The 1,782-nt window shown below is 67.8% G+C and carries 1 pseudogene; it reads right to left on the reverse strand.

The window, feature by feature from the left end:
- Window positions 1-17: 17 nt before the first annotated feature.
- A pseudogene (locus ACWD3I_RS49170) lies at window positions 18-1,645 on the reverse strand (IS4 family transposase).
- Between the last annotated feature and the right edge of the window lie 137 nt (window positions 1,646-1,782).

Raw genomic sequence — 1,782 nt, forward strand, 5'->3', positions numbered from 1 at the left:
ACCCCAAGACCACGGAGTTAGAGCGGATCCCCGGTTGTCAACGGGGGTGGAGGCAAGGGCTGGTGGAGGTCTGGGGGGTCCACTCGGGGTCGAGGGTGTAGAGGCCGCGCCCAATGCGTTGGAGGATTCCTTCGCGGACCCAGCGTCCCAGTTCCGCGCGTAGTCCTTGGGCGTCGTCCAGTCCGATGCCGCGGGCGATTTCACATGCCCGCCAGGTGCGGAGGGCATCGGTTCGCAAGAGTTGCAGGGTGCGGTCACGGCGTCCGTCGGGGCCGGGGCCAGCTGACAGGTGCACGATGACATCGATGCTGGTGATTCTGGAGGCGCCCTGGACTTGTGCCTGGTCGGGCGGGGCGGCGTAGCGGGAGATCGGGCACTTGACGCGGCGCGGGTTGACGCGGGCCCGGCGGGGCGGGAGCAGATCGTGCAGCAGTGCCGATGTGATGCGTCCGGGTCCGGAGTCGGGCAGTACGTCGGCGGCGGCGATGAGCTGATCTTTGGCCGTCTCCAGGGCGATGGTGAAGGATGCGCGGTCTGGATCCGTGCCGGGGAGCGTCTCGACGGCCTCGGCCATCGCCCGGCGCAGTGCCTGGTAGACGGTCAGGTGAGCCCAGAGTTCCTGCTGGATCCCGGTTGCGTCCTGGGAGCGCAGTACCAGGCCGCGCTGCAGGGTGTGGCGGAGCGAGTAGAACGCCGACTCGATCTCCCATCGCTCGTGGTAGAGCTCGACGAGCTCGGCGGCGGGATAACGGCGGTGGTCGGTCAGGGTGGTGGCCAGCCGGTAGTGGCCTTCCAGGCGCAGTCCTTTGGCGGTCGTCACCGTGATGTGCGCGTCGATGATCCTCAGCCGGGTCCCGTTGATCCTGGTCAGGAACGACCCGTCCGGCAGGAGTGCCCAGCGGGCGGGTGTCCGGGTTCCCTTGAGGCGTACCAACAGCTGTGCCCCGGTGGCCGCGGCCTTCGCGAGGAAGTCGTCCGAGTCGAAGCCCCGGTCGTTGAGCAGCAGCATGCTGTCGTCCAGCAGCGGCAGCAGTTGCTCGGCATAGCCGGTCTCCTTTTCCGGCGTCGGTCCGAAGACCGCGCCGAGCAACGCGCGGGTCCCGGTCTCGCACAGCACCATGATCTTCAGCATCGGATATCCGTCAGTGCCGTAGCGGTGTTTGTGCTTGCCCAGCCAGGCACAGACTCGCGGCCGGTCAGGGGCCTTGGTGGAGCTGCACCCGTCGAAGGCGACCGTGCGCCAGCACCGGTATCGCACTCCGGGTGTGATCGGCTGTGCCGCGGGACCTGCCAGAGTTTCGAACAGCGACCGGAGCGGCGCGACGCCCAGCCGTCGGCGAACCTCCCGCAGCGCCTTCTCCGAAGGGCGCCTGCGAAGAAGCCCGTGCAGCCCGGCGGTGAGCTTGTCCCACACGCGCACGTACCCCAGTTGCGGAAACAGGGCCAGCGCCAGCACGAAGTACACGCCCACCCTCGAGGGCAGCAGCCGCACCCGGCACTGGCCGCCGCCAACGCGTTCCAGCACGTCATCGACAAGTTCGAAGGGTAACTGCCGGGTCAGCTCGCCGAGATGTCCCGGAGCGAAGACGCCGCCGGCGACGGTGATGGACGACGTGAGCGTGACGGTGGAACACTGAGCGGGCAACGGGGCTCCTTCGAGCGGGAAGACCTTGGTCGGCTTCTTCGCTCTACCAGGAGCCCCGTTGCCATGACCTGGGCTTCCCCGAAAACCCTCGATCCCGTTGACAACCGGGGATCCGCTCTAACTCCGTGGTCTTGCAA

This window comes from Streptomyces sp. NPDC002817, from assembly GCF_053592055.1.